Origin of the sequence: Deinococcus piscis (assembly GCF_014653275.1) — a bacterium.
Lineage (GTDB): Bacteria > Deinococcota > Deinococci > Deinococcales > Deinococcaceae > Deinococcus > Deinococcus piscis.
The window spans coordinates 1-2,160 of sequence record NZ_BNAL01000073.1; the positions used below are offsets into that span (position 1 = coordinate 1).

A 2,160-nucleotide genomic window follows, 5' to 3' on the forward strand; every position below is an offset into this window, starting at 1 on the left:
CAATATGATGCAATCTACACCCGGAAGCTACTTAGCAGCCGATGGAGTCGTTGGCCCCCAGACTTGGAGTGCTCTGCTGATCCCCGTCAAATTGGGCGATGAGAGCTTGGCTGTTCAGGCCGTCAATGACTACTTTGATATCGGCTCGACCCAGCACTTTACCGAAGTGACCAAAGAACACGTCCTGAAGTTCCAGCGTGCTAATAAGAGTGTTGGCCTCGAAGTCTCAGGTGAGGTGGATCGCCTGACATGGAAGGCACTCATTTCTGGAATTGAGAATTCCAGCGACGCCCGCAATGTGATGGTTTCACGCGCCAAACGTTGGTATGACCTCAATATCGCCTACAACCAGCAGGGCTGGTTTGAAGGTTGGCGCACCGATTGCTCCGGCCTGGTGAGTATGGCCTGGAATCTGCGCGACGCCAAAGGAAACAAAATCAGCGCGGTGACTTGGACCCTTGACAACTACTCGACCCCTATTCATCCGAGAGACCTGAAGCCTGGAGACGCGGTCAATGCCGCAGCAGGCCACGTCGTTCTCTTTGAAAAGTGGATCGACAAGTCACAGTGGAAGTTCCAATCGTATGAGCAGGCCAATCCAACTGCAGATATGGAACACCGAATCTATTCGCTGTTTCAGCGCAATGACGGAACATGGGGCCGTAAGTATGCCAACGGCACCGTGGACACACACTACAGAAACTGGGTTGCTCTAAGGCCCAACAGCCTGAAGTAAACCAGTCGTCCCTAGCCTTACGCCCCTTATCAATTATTCCAACATATCTTCTGCAACTACATCACAACATCTTATTTCTAGCCAGGAGTTCACTATGAAAAATATCAAGAAGTACTTCTACCTGCTGACCGTCTCCGCTGCCTTGGCCTCCTGCGGTCAAACCAGCCAGCCAAATCCTGAAGTGTTCTCCCAGACCCCGGCTGATGCTGCTTCGGCAGTGAACTCTACGGAAGCCGAACAGACCATGAGCTCCAGCACTCAGCTCACTGCTGCAAGTACACAACTCAACACGAATGATTGGCCGGTTTATAAGGAAGGCAGCAGTGGTGAGGATGTCCGCACCATTCAACGCTTCCTGAAAATGCACCTCAAGAGCGCCAGCACTCTGGCAGTTGACGGCCACTTCGGCGCAGCAACCGAAAGAAAGGTCAAAGAATTCCAAGCCCTGAAAGGACTCGGGGCAGATGGAGTCGTTGGCCCTACCACCTGGAGCCACTTGCTGATTGAGGTCGAAAAAGGGGATGCCAACCTCGCTGTTCAAGCAGTCAATGATTACTTCAACATCGGCACCACTATCCACTACACCGACGTGACTGAGCGGGAAGTCGCCGAGTTCCAGCGTGCGCACGTCAGCGCCGGTCTGAAAGTCACGGGCAAGGTAGACCGCTGGACCTGGAAGGCCCTGATTGCTGGCGTACCCGGCAACCGAGTTCAGCTGGCCAAAGCCATCCTCAACAATGGGAACATTACTCTCGCCGATACCGTAAGTTACCCGGCAGATGCCAGTGACGCCATTGAAGAAACTGCCAAGGGCCTGAAGGCAACGACTGCCGTGTGGAATCAACCCAGCCAATTTACGAAGGTTGAACTGCATCTCCCTATGCTGCAATTTATGCAAGACCTTTCCAAAAAGTACAGCTTTAACGTCACCAGCATCACTGGCTATCCTTATCACAGAAAAGACTCCAATCATTATAAGGGGCGTGGGTTTGATATCGGCACTATCAATGGGGAAAAAGTGACTGAAAGCAATAAGGCTCTGAGTATGGCTGTGATGCGCGAATGCATCGCAGCTGGAGCAAACGAAGTGTTGGGACCTAGTAATGATCCCGGCCATAAAGACCATGTTCACTGCGGATGGTCACCCAAGTAAACCAACCCAGCTGCTCTCTACTCTGTGCCTAAAAGTCTGTGCCTAAAAGCTTAAATGGGCTGCCCTCTGAATTGCAGGCCATTTAAGCTTCAAGATCCGCCAAGAAAAAGGGCTTATTCCAGGCATCTGGGAACAACGACCTCAAGCCACCTCTTCGCCCTCTACTCGGGATATCCCAAACGGAGCCTTTATGAAAAAATATCTTTGGTAGTGGTACGCGAAATCCTTCCACATCGGCCCCACTTTTTAGGAGGGTGGGGCACACTGGAGG

At 52.0% G+C, this 2,160-nt stretch carries 2 protein-coding genes; both read left to right on the forward strand.

Features of this window, described 5'->3' with window-relative positions; translation table 11 throughout:
* Positions 1 to 736 (forward strand): peptidoglycan-binding domain-containing protein (locus IE158_RS13325; RefSeq protein ID WP_189644191.1); only part of this gene is annotated, 736 nt, incomplete at its 5' end.
* A 94-nt stretch (positions 737 to 830) separates the two neighbouring features.
* The gene (locus tag IE158_RS13330; RefSeq protein ID WP_189644192.1) at positions 831 to 1,889 is read left to right on the forward strand and encodes a peptidoglycan-binding domain-containing protein; all 1,059 of its coding nucleotides are present in this window, start codon (positions 831 to 833) and stop codon (positions 1,887 to 1,889) included.
* Positions 1,890 to 2,160 lie beyond the last annotated feature (271 nt).